Genomic DNA, 17817 nt, shown 5'->3' with positions numbered 1-17817 from the left:
AGTGCTTAGCCCCCTATCACACGGGGCAGAACAGCAAGCGCCCCTGCTAACACCCAGAAGGTAACCACGTTATAGCGCCATAGCTGTATCACCACCGCAGGCTCAAAAGGCGCATGAACACCCACATAGCCATAACCCACGCGCAACCCTTGCATCACGGTAAGAATAACCGCTAAGCCGCCGTGAAACAGGACGTAGATAAGACCGACCAGCATGATCGCATCGTGGGTGGTTTGGGTTGGCGATAGGTCGGCGCTGTACAGCGCCCAACCCGTCAAGGCTACCTGCAAGGCACCTAGTGCGCCTGCCAAGTAAAAGCCTGAACCCAAACCAGCATCACGCTGCTGCCGAAGCCCGCGTATTAGTTTTACCATCACGCCATAGCCCGCCAGCACTGCAATACCAGCGCCAGCCAAAATACCTAATGAGAGCGGCGGTACCGCTGGCATGCTCCACTCGGGCGACACTGTCCAGAGATAAAACCAGCCAAATAAATAGGAGAGGAAAAAGGAGCCGTTGGCAATCAAAAAGGTGGCCATCGCCCAGACCCCAGGCCCATCCATGGTACGAGAGTGAAGCGGCGGGTCGCCTGGCGCCACGCCCGCTTCTGGTGCGGCTTTGGGGTGCGCGCCATTTTCCCACGACCAGCGCAGCAGAAACACACCCGCAATCAGCGCAAAGATACCTGCTAACGCGTACACGCGGACTAAGAGGCTAATACATACCACTGCCAGCGCTGCTGCTGCGAATAGCGGCCACCAAGAGTTGCCCGGCAGGTGAATAATTTCACGCACTTTGCCCGTAATGGGGTCGGTACCCCACATTTCCCGCCGACCATGGGAAGCAACCGCCAGAGAGTGTTTACCTTCGGCCATGGTGTAGGGAAGGTTAGGGTCATCCCAAAGGGGGTGACGCGTTTTGATGTTGGGCAGGCTGACAAAATTATAGGCACTTGGTGGCATTGTATTAGCCCACTCAAGCGTGTCGGCACTCCATGGGTTATGCTTGGCAGGCTTACCAAAACGGAAGTGCAGCGCGATATCCAGCAGCACCATGGCAATACCAGCTGACATCACAAAGCTACTAACCGATGAGAGCAGGTTATAAATATCCCATCCCATTCCCGTATCGTAGGTATAAATACGGCGCGGCATGCCCAATAGCCCTGTCCAGTGCATAATCAGGAAAGTACCGTTGAAACCCAGGAAAGTGAGCCAGAACCCCCAGCGGCCTAAATTTTCTGATGGCATACGCCCAGAAAAGAGCGGCAGCCAATAATAAAGCCCAGCAATTAACGGGAAGAACATGCCCCCCACTAGAACGTAGTGCATGTGGGCCACCACAAAGTGGGTATCGTGCACTTGCCAGTTAAACGGAACCAACGCCAGCATAACGCCCGTCAAACCGCCGCAAACAAAGATAATCAAGAAGCCCATTACCCAAAGCATTGGCAGTTTCATTTTGGGCTTGCCTAACCACAGCGTCGCCAGCCAAACAAATACTTGAATGGCGGTGGGCACCGCCACCAACATACTGGCGGCAGAGAAAAATGCCTGTGCAAGCTGGGGTATGCCCACAGTGAACATGTGATGCACCCATAACCCGAAGCTAATAAACCCTGTCACGATAATCGCGAATACCACCCAGCCATAGCCAACAATCGGCCGCCCGGCAAATACCGGGATGAGCGTGGAAACAATGCCCGCCGCGGGCAGGAAGATGATGTAAACCTCAGGGTGGCCAAAAAGCCAGAACAGGTGTTGCCATAAGATAGGATCACCGCCGGCCGCCACTTCAAAAAATGGCATGCCCACGGCACGCTCAAGTTCAAGCAATACACTGGCTAAGATTAACGGTGGAAACCCCACCACAATCATTAACGCCATAGCGAGGATATACCAAGCAAATAGCGGCATTTTATGCAGCGCCATCCCCTGGGTTCGGGTACGCAGGATAGAAACGACAATTTCAACCCCTGCCGACAGCGCAGAGATCTCTACAAAGGTGATGCCCAACAGCCAGAAGTCTGAGCCTAAGCCTGGGGAAAATTCGCTGCTACTCAACGGGGTGTACATAAACCAGCCGCTGGACGGCGCCATCTCCAAAACAAGGCTAGACATAAGGATGATGCCGCCAAACAGGTAGCACCAATAGCCTAACGAGGTCAGCCTTGGGCAGACCAAATCTCGCGCGCCGATCATCTTGGGAATCATATAAATCGCCAGCCCTTCCAACATGGGGATAGCGAACAGGAACATCATCACCGTGCCATGCATGGTGGTAACTTGGTTATAGATGTCCGGCGACATGAAGTCTTGATCAGGCATCGCAAGCTGGGTGCGTATAAGCATGGCAAGAATGCCACCCATCAAGAAAAACACCATCCCCGTGACCATAAAACGTAGGCCCAAGGTGGTGTGATTCACAATCGTTAGTGCTTTAAGCCCTTTTGGATTGCCCCAAATGTCGTGTAGGTCATCGTGTAGCTGCTGGGGGTCATGCTCAATGGCTTTATCGTTGACTGTGCTCATGGGCTCAAGGTCTCCAACCAAGCACCAAGGGCATCCAAGGTGTCCGTTTCTATATCGTCATGGGATGGCATCCTATTCCCAGGCTTTAGCGATTGGTGATATTTTAACCACCGACTCACTGCGCCCTCCTCCATAGCCATAACGCCCGCCCCCACCGTCGCGCGGCTGCCCATATCAGATAAGTTCGGTCCCGTCGTAGCACTACTGATGCCAGCTATCTGATGGCAGCTGGCACAATGGGTCATAAAAGCATCGCGCGCGTCATCGTGGCTGGCGTCGGCGGTGGCCACCGCACTAAGCTGCTCTTCTTGGCGCTCCGCTAACCAAGCGTCGTACTCCTCTCTAGGAAGTGCTTCAACAAATAGGTGCATATGCGCATGTCCAACGCCACAAAACTCCGCACACTGAGCGCCAAAAACAGCGGGGATATTGGCTTCTAGACGGATTCTATTCACCCTACCGGGGATCATGTCCACCTTGCCGCCCAGGCGTGGTATCCAGAAGGCGTGAATCACGTCCGCACCGGTCACATGGAAATCAACCGGCTCGCCTACGGGCATGACCAGATGGTTCGCGGTTACCACCTCCCCACCTTCAGCGTTGGGATAGCGCACTTCGAACCACCACTGGTGACCAATCACTTCAATGACTTCCGCTGAATCGTCAATCGCCAGCATGCGCTGCCCGGCAGGTACGCCAAACGCCAACAGTGCGATAATGCTGGTCACGGGCAGCACGATACCACCGCCTAGAATCCAGCGGCGAGCAATGCGCCGCTCCTCAACCGGGGTACGCGTTACCTCCCGGGGCTTAAAAGCGTAAAGCCATAGCGCCGTCACGGCGACAAGCACAACCGTTCCGAAACTCAGCATGATCCACCAAATCAGCGCCACATCACGTGCAGCTTGCCCAGCGGGGTCTAGAATAGATTTATCACCTGCACAACCAGCGGTTAAGCCAGCAGCGGCGAGCACTGTCACTAACGCTATTTGGTTGACCCGTTGGCGCGATACGCGTTGAATATTCCGTGAGGCCGTGTAGCAGTTGCGTTCCCTCATTTGCTATTTCCCTTTGTCTGCCCACAGGAAGTGACCATGGCACCAACTCCCCAACGATCGATAAAAAGCCGAGCTTCTCTGGCTGGCCACCCATTGCATCCTGTAATGATCCACTTTCCTGTAGCCGCCTTGATGGCACTGGTAGCAAGCGACCTGGCTTACTGGTACACCAACGACCCCTTTTGGCTGCGTAGCGGCCTTTGGCTGGCGGGCGTAGGCGCTTTTGGTGGCTGGATAGCGTCTATCGCAGGAATCATTGACCTGGTAACCGTTGCCCGCATCCGCCGACTTATCACCGGCTGGAGCCATGCGATTGTGGCGGTTGTAATGCTCTCGCTGGCGTCGTTTAACTGGCTGCTGCGGCTTAATGAACCCAGCGCCATTCTGCCCTGGGGCCTGGCCGTATCGCTGCTCACTGCCGCACTTATTGCGCTGGCTGGCTGGTTGGGAGGCCAACTGGTGTACGAGCACGCAGTAGGCGTGGATGTTGATTAGCAGCCAAGAAGGCGCACTAAGACTTTTCATAAACACTTAACTCCAGTCCAAGGGCTTGGCCAACACAAACCCCAGTACTGCTAAAATACCCGCCACCGCTAGCAACAATGCAAGCAGCGTGGCGGATTTCACACCTTTATGGATTCCCAGCTCCAAGCGTAAAATTAGCCAGCCAAAGCAGCCGTGGGCAGCCACCATCGCCACCACAGCGCCAAGTTTTAGAATTAACCAGCCGCCTAACAACCCATGCAACAGAAATAGCAGCGTGCCCGAAGCAATCGCTGCAAGCGCTGCTGGCGTCGCTACCGAATTGTAGAAAAACCGCGGCATCGGCGGAGCGCCTTGAGCAAAGCCAGCATCTTTACGAAGCTGAAGTGCCTGGCTAAGCAGCGCCGGCAAATACAGAAGTGAGCCGCACCAGATAACCAGCGCGGCAATGTGGAGCAGTTTTAGCCAGGGCATTGCGGCTTCCTTGCGTTGCATTGGGCAGGGATATTTTTACACCATTAACCTTAGTCAACCCAAGCCACTCTGGCTAGCCGTTTAACGCACCGTAATTTCGTAACCTGTGAATTTCCGTAGATTAATAACGCCTGTATCAAACATCAAATACTGCCCTTTCACCCCCTGTAGCACACCTTCAACCAGAGGCTTCTTATCAAAATTATGCGAGACTACCTTGCGAGGGAAAGTGTCGACGGGGTAATGAAAGTGCAGCGGCTTTTCATCCAACGTGCGAATGGCTCCGGCTCCGTGAATCTCACGCAGCTGGGCTAACCCATCAGCCAGCTGCTGAAAAAGCTGGTCGCGCTCTGCGGCTAAATCTAGCGTTTCCACCTCACCCTTGAGCATCGCGCGCCAATTAGTGCGATCAGCCACCCGCTCTTTAAACAGCATTTCGACAAGGCCAGACTGTTGACGCGTATCCACTTCCAGTATGGGTAGCGCTTGAATGGCTCCCTGATCTAACCAACGGGTGGGCATTTGAGTTTTGCGGGTAATACCCACCTTCAGCCCTGATGAGTTTGCCAAATAGACAATATGCGGCTGGAAGCAGTGCTTTTCACCCCACTCAGGCTCACGGCAAGTGCCTAGGTGATAGTGGCAGGTTTCCGGCTTCATAATGCACGTATCGCACTGCGCCAAGCGTTTAAAGCAGGGGTAACAGTGGCCTTGGGCAAAGCTTTTTTTAGTCGCCCGTCCACAGTGAGTGCAAGCAATCGCGCCGCTCCAGGTAAGGCTGAGCCGCTCCCCAATCAACGTATTGAGCAAAAGACGCTGCTCGCCTGCCCGCAAGTGGTAAACCACTGAATCGTCTGGGCTAGCAGGCAGTGCCGCTGCCATTTTAGTTAAGCAACCCTGGGCAGTGGGTGGTTGAGCATTCAGTGACTGGGAAGAGAACAGACTGTCAGTCACGCGTGGCATCCCGGGCTAGTCCTGCCATTTCAGGGGTAACGCCAGCGCCCGTCGCACCCGCCCCGCAGGTGCGGTGCTCAAGGTAGCCAACACGGTTCTCTTCAGGCACATTATTTTCAACCTCAAAACGCATTACTGCTTCCAGGCAAAGCTCTGTCTGTTCTGGCGTTAGGCGACGGCCATCAGGCCATTTACGCAGCGAAACCGCCTGCTTAAGGCTCTCATAAATTGCGGGGGTCATTTGGTTGATCATACGATCAAAAGTCATATCGCTCATCGCAAGCTCCTCGCTCAGCGTTTTCTTCGTTTGGATGAATAATACCAGCCTGACGCCAGCCCCACGAGCAGTCCACCCAAGTGCGCTTCATTGGCAACATTGCCAAAACCTACGCTTCCCGCGACATCCATCATGGTGAACACCATCCAACCCAGCATAAATACCACAAGCATTTGCGGCACAAAAAAGCCGCTACGTGGCACACGGCGGGACATCAGCCATACATGGGCAAGCAGTGCGTAAACAACGCCAGACATGCCGCCAAACAGAACGGTGCCGGTAACATATTGGGCTAAATTGGCTCCAATACCAGCCACCAGAAGCAGCAGTAACATGGTGCGGCTACCTTGAAGCTGCTCAATTTGGCGGCCGAAGTACCACACCCACATCAGGTTGAATATCAGGTGCATCCAGCCAAAATGCAAAAACGCTGGCGACAACAACCGCCATACCTGCCCAGAAGCAAGCGTGTCGCCAAGTGAGCCGTACACTAGTTGCCCACCCGATACGCCCACCGGCACGATGGTGAGCGCCACGATCAGTAGGTCACCAAAAACGCCGGTTAACGCAAAGATGAGCACGCTTATACCGATCATTAAGGCGGTGACGGGTAACTGGCGGATTATCGCAAAAATATTGCGTGACGCAGGTGGACGGGCTTTGGGGGCATCAACAATTAGCGTTTCTCCCCGCTCCCAACGCGCTACTAGGCTCGTTAACTCCGTGTGCTGGCGTGGGTCAGCGACCCACAGCAGCTGTCCATCGGCTTCATCAGTAATGCGGTGCCCAATGCGGTAGTGCCACAATGCCTTACGCAGCTCGCTGGTATCTGCACCTAGGGGTAAAAGCGTTACTGGATGCATGGCGACTTCCTTATTTGCATTTAGGTATTCCCAGCGTCTGCAATCGGTTTGGCCAGCGTACAAACAAAAAAAAACCGGCGGAGGGGGCCGCCGGGTAAAAAGCAAGGGATCATTCAAGGGAACACTTACTCTGATAGCCGGCAACAGGGTTAGTTCAGCAGTTTTGCAAAAAATATGTAACCGTATGTATACTTTGTTATCTTTACTTAATCAAAATCGATTTCCCACGGCTTAGGTAGCGCCCGCTCCTCTTTAGGCACTTGAATCCAAACGAAATGATCAGCGTTCAACGTTTCTTCACCACTCCAACGATAAGCCACTAATCGTCCGTATTTTACTGCACTATAATCCAGGCAGGCGATATTATTAGTGGGCAGCGCTGGAATTCCCTCGCACCAGTAGTGGCCAATAAACAGTGGCGGCTTTTCAGGCCCGTAGTAGCTTAGCCGCTCACGTTCCTGGGGCGTTAAGCTTCGAGACTCCAAGTTTCCAGGTAGGTTATCGGGTTGAAAAACCACGTCCCCCCACTGCTGAGGGTTAGCTGACCAAAAGTGCGCACGAAAACTCTGCCGTGTAAACCCATCCCCTGAGTGAATGGCCACGCCCGGGGGGAGCGGTATATGGGTGCCGCGGGTCAAGCGATCCAGTATCCGAAATGCTTGGGTGGAGGGGTCGGTGGATTCAACTAAGAAGCGGCTGTCCATTCGGGCATCCGGAGCACGCGCTGTTAGCTGGCTAATTAGCTCGTCATCCCAGCAGGCATGCACAACTCGAATACCGTCTAGCTCTAAAAATAGAGGGATCGTTTTGAACCACGCCAGCGTGTCTTCCCACTCGTTGGTGTAGTCCCTATATTGGGCCAGGGTGTCTTCAATAATTCGGTTATGCCGTGGCGTATGCTCCCGTAGCCAGCGCCGGTTACCCCCCGGAGGAGCCGGATGTGTGTAGGCCAGAGCGTTATATTCGTGATTACCCATCACGATGTGTGCTTCGCCCTCCTCCACCATCCGCCGAGCAATAGTCACCGCTAGGCGAATACGCGGGCCGCGATCAATCAAATCACCCAGGAAAATAACCTTTCTGCGCGGGTGGCGGTATACCCCACCGCGCTGGTGATAGCCTAGTTTTTCCAGCAAGGCCGCCAGGGTGGCGCCACAGCCGTGCACATCACCAATTAAATCGTAACCCTCCATACTCAATCCCCTAACCGATGGCTCCAGCCAAGCTTGCTGCGCAGCACTTCATAAAAGTTGTGTCCAATGGGATGCACCAACTGAACACGCTCTGGCTTACGCTTAATCACCAATACATCATCAGGCTTAGCCACTGCTCGGGTTTGTCCGTCGCAGCTAATATGGGGGTAGGAGTGATTAGTTTCACCAATATGTATGCGTATTTCACTGGCAGCATCAATCACGATGGGGCGGCTTGAAAGCGTATGGGGAAACATGGGCACTAGCGTTACCACATCCAGCTTGGGGTGCATAATCGGCCCACCGCCAGAAAGTGCATAAGCGGTAGAGCCGGTAGGCGTGGCGATAATCAGGCCGTCACTACGCTGGCTATAAACAAACTGACCGTCAATAAACAGCTCAAACTCAATCATGCGCACTGCTTTGCCAGGATGCACCACTACTTCATTAAGCGCATCGCCATTACCTACCGCAACACCGTTACGGTAGAGCACCGCGTCCAACAAGAAGCGCTCTTCAACCTCAAACTCCCCCGCCAGTACTTCTCCTACCCGGGTTTCAAGCTCAGACGGTGAAATATCGGTCAGAAAGCCTAAACGCCCACGGTTCACGCCTAAAATCAGCGTACCGCTGCGGCAGAGGGTACGAGCAGCGCCTAATAAACTGCCGTCTCCACCGACCACAATCACTAAGTCACACAGCTCACCCAGCATGCGGCGGCTGGCTTCTGGCTGACCGTGGTCTGGAACAACCGTGGCGGTACGATCTTCAATCAGCACTTTGTAGCCGTGAGAAACTAAGTAAGTAACCAGGCGCGTTAGCGAGTCAACCACCCCATTACTGCCAAGGCGGCCGATTAAACCAATCGTTTTGAACGGCTTACCCTTTCGCGCAAAATCCACTGGTGCAATATGTATCGACGGAGTATCAGGCATGGGCGGCTCTCGCTAGCATCAGCCGACATTATGTAGAGTCGGGCGGTATCGAGCAAATAAGTCGCCTGCCGGCTTTCTGAAGTAACAGGGTCATTATGCTGCGGCTGGGGTTCTACGCTTTAGCCACCATTGATTGAGCCAAAGCGAAGCCATCATGATCACCGCGCCTAAAATAAGCTTGGCAATATCGGCATCGCGATTCCAGATCACGAGATTGACCACCAAACCTGCTGGCACCAGCGCATTGTTCATCACTGCCAGCGTGCCGGCATCCACCTTAGCAGCTCCTTGGTTCCAAGCGAAATAACCAACGCCTGAGGCTACGAGGCCTAGCCAAGCCAATACCCCCCACTGAACGAACGTCGTTGGTAAGGCAGCGGTATTACCAAACAGCAGGAAGGCAGGCAGGGCAATCACCATAGCACCGACAAAGAACCAGCCAAACACGCTATGCCAAGGCAGCGTGGGCGGAAGGTCGGCGGCCAAGCGCCGATACCCAACCTGCCCAATGGCAAAACAGAGGTTAGCGCCCTGTACTACCAAAAATCCTACCCAAAAACCGCTGTCCACACCGTCGTAGCGGATCACACCAGCACCCAGTACGGCCAGCACGGCGGTAACGAGATAGATAGGAGTGAAGCGGCCAAACATAAGATCATCCAGCAGCGCTATATAGACAGGCGTAAAGATGGTAAATAGCAGTACCTCAGGCACTGATAGCAGCAAAAATGACTGATAAAAGAACACATACATAACACCCAACTGCACAGCGCCTAGGGCCATGAGCGCCAAGCGCTGCTTGCCACGAAGCAAGCTGGGGCGCAAAAAGGGAAGGAACACCAGCATAGCCAGGGTAACCCTTACCAAAACAGCGAAATAACTATCTACCTGGCCCGCCAGGTAAACACCAATTAACGAGAATGAGAACGCCCAAAGCGCCGTCACTCCGACAAGGTAGCCCATCGTAAACCTCTTTGTGTATAAAAGTTGACAGTAATTATACGCCTATCAAACACGCTGCCAATGGGCAAATCTGGCTTAATACCCTTTCAACCCTTCTTTTATCGCTGTTTTAACCAGCCAAGTGCATAAATAACCCCAGGCACCCACGCCAATAGTGTTAATAAAAGTGCCATCGTCACACGCTTTCCCCCTCCCCCGGTCAATCCAACCGCAAGAGGTGGCAGCAGTACCGCCAGCGCACTATAGGCAATCTGCAGCGAGGCAGGTTCTGAGACAGGCTGGGGATTCACTGACGCTTTGGGCTTAACAGCCGCCCTTTGCTGAGAGGTTGGCATTGTCGATGAGGGGGGTGTGGGTGGGATAAAGTGTTCTACGGACGATTGAGCAAGTTCCGCTTGCTCCCTCTCCCGCGCCAGCGCTTTACGGTGGGCTTCCTTATCGATTTTCTGCTCTAAGGTATCAGCCCCTTCTGCCAGGTCATCATGATGGCGCTCCCAATCCTGCCAGTCGTGAGGAGTGCCAGACTTAGGGCGTTGACTCCCCGCCCCACGGGCACGCTCCCAGGCTTTCTCCTCCAAGGTGTTAGGCCGCTCTTGGTCGCGATCAAGACCAACGCCTTGGCGATTAAGATACTCACGTGCGTCCATTTCAGACTCCTTACACCCGTTAAAAAGAACAAAAGCGTTGAAAAACAGCTTAGGAGGAGCAACGCAGAACCCGTTAAATCTCCTACAGTATGAAAAGCGTTGGCCCGTTTTGTTTCCGAAAAGTGATTCACTCTCTTAAACAAACTGGCAGGCGATGCACCTTCCCATCATGGGTTGAATAGCATGTCGTAAGGAGTGCCACCATGAATAAGAAGACCCCCGATACTGTTCGCGATATTATGTCTCGTGACTGCTATCGTGTCTCGCCCGAGACCTCGATTACCACGCTCGCACAGGGATTAGCCCTTCACCGCTTGCCCGGTGCGCCCGTCGTGGACGCCTCTGACCAGTTAATTGGCTTTATCTCAGAGCAAGACGTGCTCGGTCGCGTATTAGACAGTATTTACCATGATGATGAGGCGCCTCTGGTTCGCGAATTAATGCGCCAGGAAGTGCTTACCACGACACCGAATAAGAGTATCACTGATCTAGCCCAGGAAATGATGGGGGCCAAACCAAAGATTTATCCCGTCGTTGAGCAGCGGCGGTTAGTGGGTACGGTCACCCGCCGGGATATTTTAATCGCCTTACTGACGATTCGTCGCCATTGAGCACAACCTGACCTTTTATGACTCAATAAGCGCTTATCAAGTTAAACGTTAACCAAAAAAAACCGCTGCTTAATTTAATAAGCAGCGGAAGCAAGGGATCGAAAACAATAGCCAGAACAACACTATTAGCGACTGCTATCACTATGTTGCCTGTACACTCTCAGACACTTTGCTCAGAAAAAGTTCGCAAAACCGCAAAATTTTCGTCTCTCCAAGTGCAGGCGTATACTAGCCGTCACTATCACCGGAAATTATAGGGAGCTAAACATGGCGCTTTATTTGCTGGTGCTAGGGGTCTGCTTACTGGTTATAGGCTGCGTTTTTCTAGCACTAATATCGGTGGGAACGCCTCGTTACCGCACCGAGCCCAAAGATTTAATAGCACTGTTTGATAAAGCACTAGAGAGCCAAGTCAGTGAAACTGAGTGGAATACCATTATCGGCTACCCCATTAGGCACGATGAGTACCTAGACAGCATACGTCGCCGGGCCATGCATTTAATGGATACCCATGGGCGGCGTTGGCAAATTGCCCAAGGGAAATCGTTGCTTAACCAAGAAGGCCATGCGGAGCTTACCGTGCTGCGCGATCATCTAGCCGCCCATACAGCACTGCGAGAGTCTCAGCAACGTTAAGCGCTGGTTTACGCCATAGCCCGTAATAGTCACGAGGAGATCATTATGCCTGGCAGCACTATTCGGCACATCCCGTTGGAAAGTGCCACTAAGCACCACTCCCATGATTTCCATCAAATCGTGATTACGCTGTGTGGCTCTTCAGAATTTGAAATTGAGGGGCTAGGCGGGCGCGTGAACGCTTTTTCAGGCTGTATCGTGCCTGCTAACCATGAGCACTACTACTCGGGCCATGGCCATAACCGCCAGCTTATTCTCGATTTACCAGAAGATGCCCCCGCACTCACCGGTGAGCATCGTGAACTAGTCGCCCTTTTTGATGCTCCGCGTTTTTTCGCCTTGGATAATCCACTTCGCCACTATTTAGCATTTGTCGAGAGCGAGCTGACCCATGGCTTTGACACGCCATCCACCTCTTTCCAACAAGACCGCCTTGCTGCCACGTTATTAGGCTCATTAAAAGCCCGCCTGGGCTCAACTCCTAGCGCTGCCCAGCGCCGCCTTGATCTTGACCTAATCGATCGTTTTATTCGCCAACATTTGGCCGACGAGCTACGCGTGGCCGATTTAGCCAAACTTGCCTGCTTGAGCGAAGCACATTTTTCAGAACGCTTTCGCGCCCAAACGGGCCTTTCACCCTGGCAGTACGTAAAAAGACAGCGCTTAAATGCCGCTAGGCAACTTATTGTTCAAAGCCGGCTCCCGCTGACCGATATTGCCATTCAAACCGGTTTTGCCAACCAAAGCGCGCTCTCTCACGCGTTTCGGCGCAGCTATGGCTTATCGCCCCGTAAATTGCGCCAGGGGGCTACTACGCCGATTGCCTCTCACCCTTCATCATCATTTTCTACTATTTTGCCTACTCCCTTACAGCCGTGAAGCATAGCCGTTGAAGAGTCGTTGGAAAGCCCTAAGAAACTAAACTAAAGTCTAAACAACATCCATCTTGCCGTGAAATTGACACGTTTTGCCATGAAAACGACATACACCCAAGGACGGGGCGTTCTACATTCGGGCGTTAGCTTGGGCACTATGCCCTGCCATCTACTGATCTAGTGCAGAATCAAGGGGGCCTCAATGCTCAATGCCAAAAAAATGCGTGATCCTGCCATCTGGCAAACCGACCTTGATATGTTGATGCAGCGTGTTAGCGACCACTACATCGTGGATGAAGACGCGTTTGTTGGCGAACTGATCAAGGTACTGGATGCCGATCGCGAAGATTTCGCACGCATTGAGACTAATACCGCAGCGCTGGTGCGCGATGTGCGCAAGATGGATACCGCCGTCGACACGATCGACGAACTATTGCAGCAGTACAGCCTGGATACCCACGAAGGCCTGATGTTGATGTGTCTTGCGGAAGCCATGCTGCGTATTCCTGACAAAGCCACCGCTGATGCGCTGATTGAAGATAAGCTTGGCCCGGCTGATTGGCAGTCGCATGTAGGTAAAAGCGAATCTTGGATGGTCAATGCCTCTACCTGGGGCTTACTAATGACCGGCCGCGTGCTTAAGCTTGACCACCCTAAAGAGGGCCAACCGGCTCACTTTATTAATCGCATGGTCAACCGCCTGGGCGAACCCGTTATTCGTCGGGCTATGTACGAAGCAATGAAAATCATGGGCAAGCAGTTTGTCCTGGGGCGCGACATTAATGAAGCCCTGAAGCGCTCCAAACCTCTGTTTAATAAAGGCTACACCTACTCCTACGATATGCTGGGTGAAGCGGCCCGCACCCGCGATGATGCCAAACGCTATTTTGATGACTACGCGCGCGCTATCGAGCAAGTCGGTAAAACCTGTAAATCATTAAGTGATAAGACCCCAGCGCCATCGGTTTCTATTAAGCTTTCCGCCCTACATCCACGCTATGAGTTTGGCCGTCGCGAGCAGGTGCTGGCAGAGCTGGTTGATACCGTCATCACGCTGGTTACCAAAGCGCGTGAGTTGGATGTTGCGGTCACCATTGATGCCGAAGAAGTGGATCGCCTAGAGCTATCCCTTGAGGTTTTCCGCGCGGTGTATTCAAGCAGTGCTGTAAAAGGCTGGGGCCACTTTGGTCTGGTTGTCCAAGCTTACTCCAAGCGGGCCTTGCCAGTTCTTCACTATATTAATCGCTTAGCGGATGAGCAGGGCGACGAGATCCCACTGCGCTTGGTGAAAGGCGCCTACTGGGATAGCGAAATAAAAGAGTCTCAACAGCTTGGCGTTGACGGTTACCCGGTATTTACCCGTAAAGCATGTACGGACGTGGCTTATCTAGCATGTGCTCAGTTCCTGCTGTCGAGCGACACCCAGGGGCGTATCTTTCCTCAGTTTGCTACACATAACGCCCATACCGTTACGACCATTCTTGAATTAGCGAACCACGACAGCCGTCCATTTGAATTCCAACGCCTGCACGGCATGGGTGAAGCGCTCTATGACGCCGCCCTTGAGCGTGCGCCGAAAGGCACTTACTGCCGCATTTACGCCCCGGTAGGCGCCCATAAAGACCTACTTCCCTACTTAGTACGGCGCCTACTTGAAAACGGCGCGAACTCCTCCTTCGTCCACCAAATTGTGGACCCGGATGTGCCGGTAGAATCGCTTTGCCAGCACCCCATTGAGACACTGCGCCAGCAAAAAACGCTCTACAACAAGCGTATTCCGCTACCTAAGGATATTTTTGGCCCGAAACGCCGAAACTCCCGCGGGATTAACCTCAATATCCGCAGCCATTACTACCCGATTAAGGAGAAAATGGCTGAGTTTATGGACAAACAGTATGCGGCCAAGCCGCTGCTGGCATTCGAAGTCAATGACGACGCTGCTAACACTCACAGCGTGACGGTACCATTTGATCGCAGACAAACCGTAGGTAGCGTGCAATGGACCAGTAAAGAGCAAGCAGCGAAAGCCCTAGACGCAGCTTGGGAAGCCTTCCCCCGCTGGGATGCGACACCGGTTGCTGAGCGTGCTGCGATTCTGCGCCGCTTGGGCGACCTGATGGAAGAGCACATGGCCGAGCTGATGACGCTCTGCTCCCGCGAAGGCGGCAAACTGCTCACTGATGGCGTGGATGAAATTAAAGAAGCTGTTGATTTCTGCCGCTACTATGCGATGCGCGCTGAAGAGTCGTTTGGCGAAACCATTGAACTGCCTGGCCCCACCGGTGAATCCAACCGTCTAATGATGGGGGGTAAAGGGGTATTTGCCGCCATTAGCCCCTGGAACTTCCCAGTCGCCATCTTCTGTGGGCAAATCGTTGCAGCGGCGGTTGCTGGCAATACCGTATTGGCAAAACCCGCAGAGCAAACCTCAATTGTCGCCCACCGGGTGATTGAGCTGCTTTACGAAGCGGGTATGCCACGCGACGTGGTGCAGCTACTGCCTGGCGACGGCCCCACCGTCGGTAGCGTGTTGACCTCCGACCCGCGTATCACCGGCGTAGTATTTACGGGTGGCACCGACACAGCACAAATTATCAATCGCGCCCTCGCTGCACGTGAAAACGCACCACTGCCAACGCTGATTGCTGAAACCGGCGGCATGAATGCCATGATTGTCGATTCCACCGCCCTACCCGAGCAGGTGGTCGTCGACGTGATTCAGTCGGCGTTTCAAAGTGCCGGGCAGCGCTGCTCAGCACTTCGCGTCCTTTACCTGCAGGATGACGTTGCCGACCGCGTTATCGACATCTTAAAAGGCGCCATGAACGAACTGCACATAGGCGACCCTCGCGACTTGGGCACCGACGTGGGGCCAGTGATTGATGAAGATGCCCGTAAAAGCCTGCTTGCCCATATCGAAAAATTAAAAGGTGAGAATCGCTTAGTCGCTGAAACACCCATGGCGGCAGAGCACACCCAACACGGTACCTTTGTCGCGCCGGTTGCGTTTACGATTGACAGCATCAACGCCCTTACCCAGGAACAGTTCGGCCCAGTGCTGCACATTGTGCGGTACAAGGCCAGCGAGCTTAAACGTGTGATTGACGACATTAATGGCCGGGGTTATGGACTAACATTTGGGGTACATAGCCGTAACGAATCATTTGCCGCTGAAATAGCGCAGAAAATTCGTGTAGGTAATGTGTACATCAACCGTAATATCATCGGCGCAGTGGTTGGCGTTCAACCCTTCGGTGGTCAAGGGCTTTCCGGCACCGGCCCAAAAGCCGGTGGCCCGCACTATCTGCAGCGCTTTATTACCGAAAAAACCATTACGAACAACACCGCCGCCCTAGGTGGCAACGCGTCGCTGCTGGCGCTAGGCGATGAGTGATCGGCTCATCAATACTTCTAACCTGAACTCCTGAAAAGGAACCGTCTCATGGTTGAAAATAATAGAGCGATTGCCTTCACATTCACGGCCTACCCAGGCCGTGTACTAGGCACAGGGAACATTGCACACAAGCAAAACCACAACCTTTCTGACCACCTTCTTAGCAGGCGCTCTTCGGGGCCAGTAACGTGAAAGAGATAAAGGGTTAACAAAAAAAGACGGCGTTCTTACCGAGCGATACCCGGTAAACACGCTAAACCTGTCGGAGCTAGGGTTGTACGAAAAGTCGGCTAACGCGGGTATTTTTCGACAAAGCCTAGGTCCGTTCTGACGAACTGGAGAAGTTTCATGGCTACTGGTGTTTGGATTAGCTTATTGGGTTACTTTGCGCTAATGATCGCCATAGGCGTTTACGCTATGCGCAAATCTACGTCTTCCTCTGAAGATTACATGCTGGGTGGCCGAACCCTCAGCCCCCAAGTGGCGGCCCTCTCGGCCGGCGCTTCGGACATGAGTGGCTGGTTGCTCCTAGGCTTACCCGGCGCAATGTTTGTCTCTGGCTTGGGGTCGGCCTGGATTGGTATCGGCCTGCTGGTAGGTGCACTCTTCAACTGGATATTGGTCGCACCACGCCTGCGTGAACAGACGATTCACTACGGTAATGCAATTACCATTCCTGCTTTTCTAGCGAACCGTTTCCCAACGCGCGCGCTGGCTCTGCGCACAGTATCAGCTATTGTTATTGTGATCTTTTTCGCCGTGTATACCGCGTCAGGCCTAGTGGCAGGCGGCAAGCTGTTTGAAAGCGCGTTTTCCGGCATATACAACTTCGGTGATATGAGCAACTACGGTATGGGTGTCATGATTACACTCGGCGTGGTGCTTATTTACACCGTTGTTGGCGGCTTCCTAGCCGTGAGCATGACGGATTTCGTGCAGGGCTGCATCATGATGCTGGCATTGGTGATCATGCCTGCAGTAGTTCTATTTGGCGAAGGTGGCGGCGGTTTCTCTCAAGCGTCAGAAACACTCAATAGCGTAGATCCCACGCTGCTATCTTGGACATCAGGACTGACCTTCATAGGGTGGCTGTCTGCCGTTACCTGGGGGCTTGGCTATTTTGGGCAGCCGCATATCATTGTGCGCTTCATGGCTATTCGCTCGCAAAAAGACGTGCCTGTTGCCCGTAATATTGGTATGGCCTGGATGCTTGTCTCGCTAATTGGTGCCGTTTCTCTGGGTATCTTTGGCCGTGCCTTCGCCATTCGTAATGGGTTAGATGTTCAGGATCCAGAAACAATCTTCATTATTTTGGCGGACTTGCTGTTCCATCCATTGATCACCGGCTTCCTCTATGCTGCTCTGCTGGCTGCCGTGATGAGCACGATCTCTAGCCAACTGCTTGTATCATCGTCATCGCTGACCGAGGACTTCTATCGCTTGTTCCTGCACAAAAAAGCGACTGAGCAGCAGTGTGTGGCTGTCGGCCGTGTTTGCGTGGTTCTTGTGGGCGTGGTTGCCGCTATTATCGCTTCTGACGAAGACTCTCAAGTACTGGGGCTGGTCAGTAACGCCTGGGCAGGCTTTGGCGCGGCGTTTGGGCCTCTGATCATTCTGTCGCTCATGTGGTCACGTACAAACGGTGCAGGCGCCCTTGCAGGCATGGTAGTGGGTGCTGTCACCGTCATGCTCTGGATTACCTTGGGTTGGAACGGTGAGTTCATGGGTGGCCCGGGTGTATACGAGATCATTCCAGGCTTCATCGCGTCCTTCATCGCCATCCTAGTGGTGAGCAACATGACTGACGACGCTGGTGAATATCAGCATATTGATCGCTAGTAACACGCCGTGAGGCGCAGAGCGTAGAGCGCATTCAACGTATCGAGAGGGCTCCCGCGGGAGCCCTCTCGTGTAGCAAGGAGA

Annotated in this window: 16 protein-coding genes; 6 read left to right on the top strand and 10 right to left on the bottom strand. The window is 53.4% G+C overall.

Features of this window, described 5'->3' with window-relative positions:
• Nucleotides 1-5 precede the first annotated feature (5 nt).
• Entirely contained in the window at nucleotides 6-2531 is a 2526-nt protein-coding gene (ctaD, locus tag MOY_RS10910; protein ID WP_009099598.1) for a cytochrome c oxidase subunit I, read from the bottom strand.
• Nucleotides 2528-3589 (bottom strand): cytochrome c oxidase subunit II, encoded by a 1062-nt coding sequence (coxB, locus tag MOY_RS10905; protein WP_009099597.1) that lies wholly within the window; start codon nucleotides 3587-3589, stop codon nucleotides 2528-2530. The genes ctaD and coxB overlap by 4 nt, the downstream gene beginning before the upstream one ends.
• 36 nt (nucleotides 3590-3625) lie before the next feature.
• Between coxB and MOY_RS10900 the strand changes: the two genes are divergently transcribed.
• Nucleotides 3626-4084 carry a DUF2231 domain-containing protein gene (locus MOY_RS10900; RefSeq protein WP_009099596.1) on the top strand — a complete coding sequence of 153 codons (459 nt, stop codon included), beginning with the start codon at nucleotides 3626-3628 and terminating at the stop codon, nucleotides 4082-4084.
• A 36-nt stretch (nucleotides 4085-4120) separates the two neighbouring features.
• Here the strand turns inward: MOY_RS10900 and MOY_RS10895 are convergent, their stop codons facing one another.
• The 8 genes from MOY_RS10895 to MOY_RS10860 all read right to left on the bottom strand — a co-directional run bounded on the left by MOY_RS10895 (nucleotide 4121) and on the right by MOY_RS10860 (nucleotide 10378).
• Nucleotides 4121-4546: a CopD family protein gene (locus MOY_RS10895; protein ID WP_009099595.1), complete on the bottom strand. Its 426-nt coding sequence runs from the start codon at nucleotides 4544-4546 to the stop codon at nucleotides 4121-4123.
• Nucleotides 4547-4627: 81 nt separating this feature from the next.
• A complete protein-coding gene (locus MOY_RS10890) occupies nucleotides 4628-5509 on the bottom strand; it encodes a DUF2797 domain-containing protein (RefSeq protein ID WP_009099594.1) in 882 nt (293 codons plus the stop codon).
• Nucleotides 5493-5777, bottom strand: a complete 285-nt coding sequence (locus tag MOY_RS10885; protein WP_009099593.1) for a YeaC family protein — start codon at nucleotides 5775-5777, stop codon at nucleotides 5493-5495. Before MOY_RS10885 ends, MOY_RS10890 begins: the two co-directional genes overlap by 17 nt.
• Nucleotides 5778-5791: 14 nt before the next feature.
• The gene (locus MOY_RS10880; RefSeq protein WP_009099592.1) at nucleotides 5792-6640 is read right to left on the bottom strand and encodes a rhomboid family intramembrane serine protease; all 849 of its coding nucleotides are present in this window, start codon (nucleotides 6638-6640) and stop codon (nucleotides 5792-5794) included.
• Between the two features lie 206 nt (nucleotides 6641-6846).
• Nucleotides 6847-7833 (bottom strand): metallophosphoesterase, encoded by a 987-nt coding sequence (locus MOY_RS10875; RefSeq protein ID WP_009099591.1) that lies wholly within the window; start codon nucleotides 7831-7833, stop codon nucleotides 6847-6849.
• 2 nt (nucleotides 7834-7835) lie between these two features.
• Nucleotides 7836-8768 (bottom strand): NAD(+) kinase, encoded by a 933-nt coding sequence (locus tag MOY_RS10870; RefSeq protein WP_009099590.1) that lies wholly within the window; start codon nucleotides 8766-8768, stop codon nucleotides 7836-7838.
• 93 nt (nucleotides 8769-8861) lie between these two features.
• Nucleotides 8862-9731, bottom strand: a complete 870-nt coding sequence (locus MOY_RS10865) for a carboxylate/amino acid/amine transporter (protein ID WP_009099589.1) — start codon at nucleotides 9729-9731, stop codon at nucleotides 8862-8864.
• A gap of 98 nt (nucleotides 9732-9829) precedes the next feature.
• Nucleotides 9830-10378, bottom strand: a complete 549-nt coding sequence (locus MOY_RS10860) for a YqaE/Pmp3 family membrane protein (RefSeq protein ID WP_009099588.1) — start codon at nucleotides 10376-10378, stop codon at nucleotides 9830-9832.
• Nucleotides 10379-10581: 203 nt separating this feature from the next.
• Here MOY_RS10860 and MOY_RS10855 point away from each other — a divergent pair, with 203 nt between their 5' ends.
• From MOY_RS10855 to putP, 5 genes are all read left to right on the top strand, one after another.
• On the top strand, nucleotides 10582-10989 hold the full coding sequence (locus tag MOY_RS10855; RefSeq protein ID WP_009099587.1) for a CBS domain-containing protein: 408 nt from the start codon (nucleotides 10582-10584) through the stop codon (nucleotides 10987-10989).
• 267 nt (nucleotides 10990-11256) lie between these two features.
• Nucleotides 11257-11625, top strand: a complete 369-nt coding sequence (locus MOY_RS10850) for a hypothetical protein (protein ID WP_009099586.1) — start codon at nucleotides 11257-11259, stop codon at nucleotides 11623-11625.
• Between the two features lie 45 nt (nucleotides 11626-11670).
• Nucleotides 11671-12504 (top strand): AraC family transcriptional regulator, encoded by an 834-nt coding sequence (locus tag MOY_RS10845; RefSeq protein WP_009099584.1) that lies wholly within the window; start codon nucleotides 11671-11673, stop codon nucleotides 12502-12504.
• Nucleotides 12505-12702: 198 nt separating this feature from the next.
• Nucleotides 12703-15894, top strand: coding sequence for a bifunctional proline dehydrogenase/L-glutamate gamma-semialdehyde dehydrogenase PutA (putA, locus tag MOY_RS10840; protein ID WP_009099583.1), 3192 nt, complete (start codon nucleotides 12703-12705; stop codon nucleotides 15892-15894).
• A 348-nt stretch (nucleotides 15895-16242) separates the two neighbouring features.
• On the top strand, nucleotides 16243-17733 hold the full coding sequence (putP, locus tag MOY_RS10835; RefSeq protein ID WP_009099582.1) for a sodium/proline symporter PutP: 1491 nt from the start codon (nucleotides 16243-16245) through the stop codon (nucleotides 17731-17733).
• Nucleotides 17734-17817 lie beyond the last annotated feature (84 nt).

The sequence above is a fragment of the Halomonas sp. GFAJ-1 genome (genome assembly GCF_000236625.2).
Taxonomy (GTDB): domain Bacteria; phylum Pseudomonadota; class Gammaproteobacteria; order Pseudomonadales; family Halomonadaceae; genus Vreelandella.
The sequence above is the reverse complement of the archived record's forward strand: the minus strand, read 5'-3'. Positions and strand labels throughout refer to the sequence as shown.

What these genes read in the sequence shown, in the direction of transcription:
- putP (WP_009099582.1), top strand. Translation starts at nt 16,243, where the DNA reads ATGGCTACTGGTGTTTGGATTAGCTTATTGGGTTACTTTGCGCTAATG.
- MOY_RS10900 (WP_009099596.1), top strand. Translation starts at nt 3,626, where the DNA reads ATGGCACCAACTCCCCAACGATCGATAAAAAGCCGAGCTTCTCTGGCT.
- MOY_RS10870 (WP_009099590.1), bottom strand. Translation starts at nt 8,768, where the DNA reads ATGCCTGATACTCCGTCGATACATATTGCACCAGTGGATTTTGCGCGA.
- MOY_RS10850 (WP_009099586.1), top strand. Translation starts at nt 11,257, where the DNA reads ATGGCGCTTTATTTGCTGGTGCTAGGGGTCTGCTTACTGGTTATAGGC.
- coxB (WP_009099597.1), bottom strand. Translation starts at nt 3,589, where the DNA reads ATGAGGGAACGCAACTGCTACACGGCCTCACGGAATATTCAACGCGTA.
- MOY_RS10875 (WP_009099591.1), bottom strand. Translation starts at nt 7,833, where the DNA reads ATGGAGGGTTACGATTTAATTGGTGATGTGCACGGCTGTGGCGCCACC.
- putA (WP_009099583.1), top strand. Translation starts at nt 12,703, where the DNA reads ATGCTCAATGCCAAAAAAATGCGTGATCCTGCCATCTGGCAAACCGAC.
- ctaD (WP_009099598.1), bottom strand. Translation starts at nt 2,531, where the DNA reads ATGAGCACAGTCAACGATAAAGCCATTGAGCATGACCCCCAGCAGCTA.
- MOY_RS10865 (WP_009099589.1), bottom strand. Translation starts at nt 9,731, where the DNA reads ATGGGCTACCTTGTCGGAGTGACGGCGCTTTGGGCGTTCTCATTCTCG.
- MOY_RS10885 (WP_009099593.1), bottom strand. Translation starts at nt 5,777, where the DNA reads ATGAGCGATATGACTTTTGATCGTATGATCAACCAAATGACCCCCGCA.
- MOY_RS10855 (WP_009099587.1), top strand. Translation starts at nt 10,582, where the DNA reads ATGAATAAGAAGACCCCCGATACTGTTCGCGATATTATGTCTCGTGAC.
- MOY_RS10895 (WP_009099595.1), bottom strand. Translation starts at nt 4,546, where the DNA reads ATGCCCTGGCTAAAACTGCTCCACATTGCCGCGCTGGTTATCTGGTGC.
- MOY_RS10880 (WP_009099592.1), bottom strand. Translation starts at nt 6,640, where the DNA reads ATGCATCCAGTAACGCTTTTACCCCTAGGTGCAGATACCAGCGAGCTG.
- MOY_RS10890 (WP_009099594.1), bottom strand. Translation starts at nt 5,509, where the DNA reads ATGCCACGCGTGACTGACAGTCTGTTCTCTTCCCAGTCACTGAATGCT.
- MOY_RS10860 (WP_009099588.1), bottom strand. Translation starts at nt 10,378, where the DNA reads ATGGACGCACGTGAGTATCTTAATCGCCAAGGCGTTGGTCTTGATCGC.
- MOY_RS10845 (WP_009099584.1), top strand. Translation starts at nt 11,671, where the DNA reads ATGCCTGGCAGCACTATTCGGCACATCCCGTTGGAAAGTGCCACTAAG.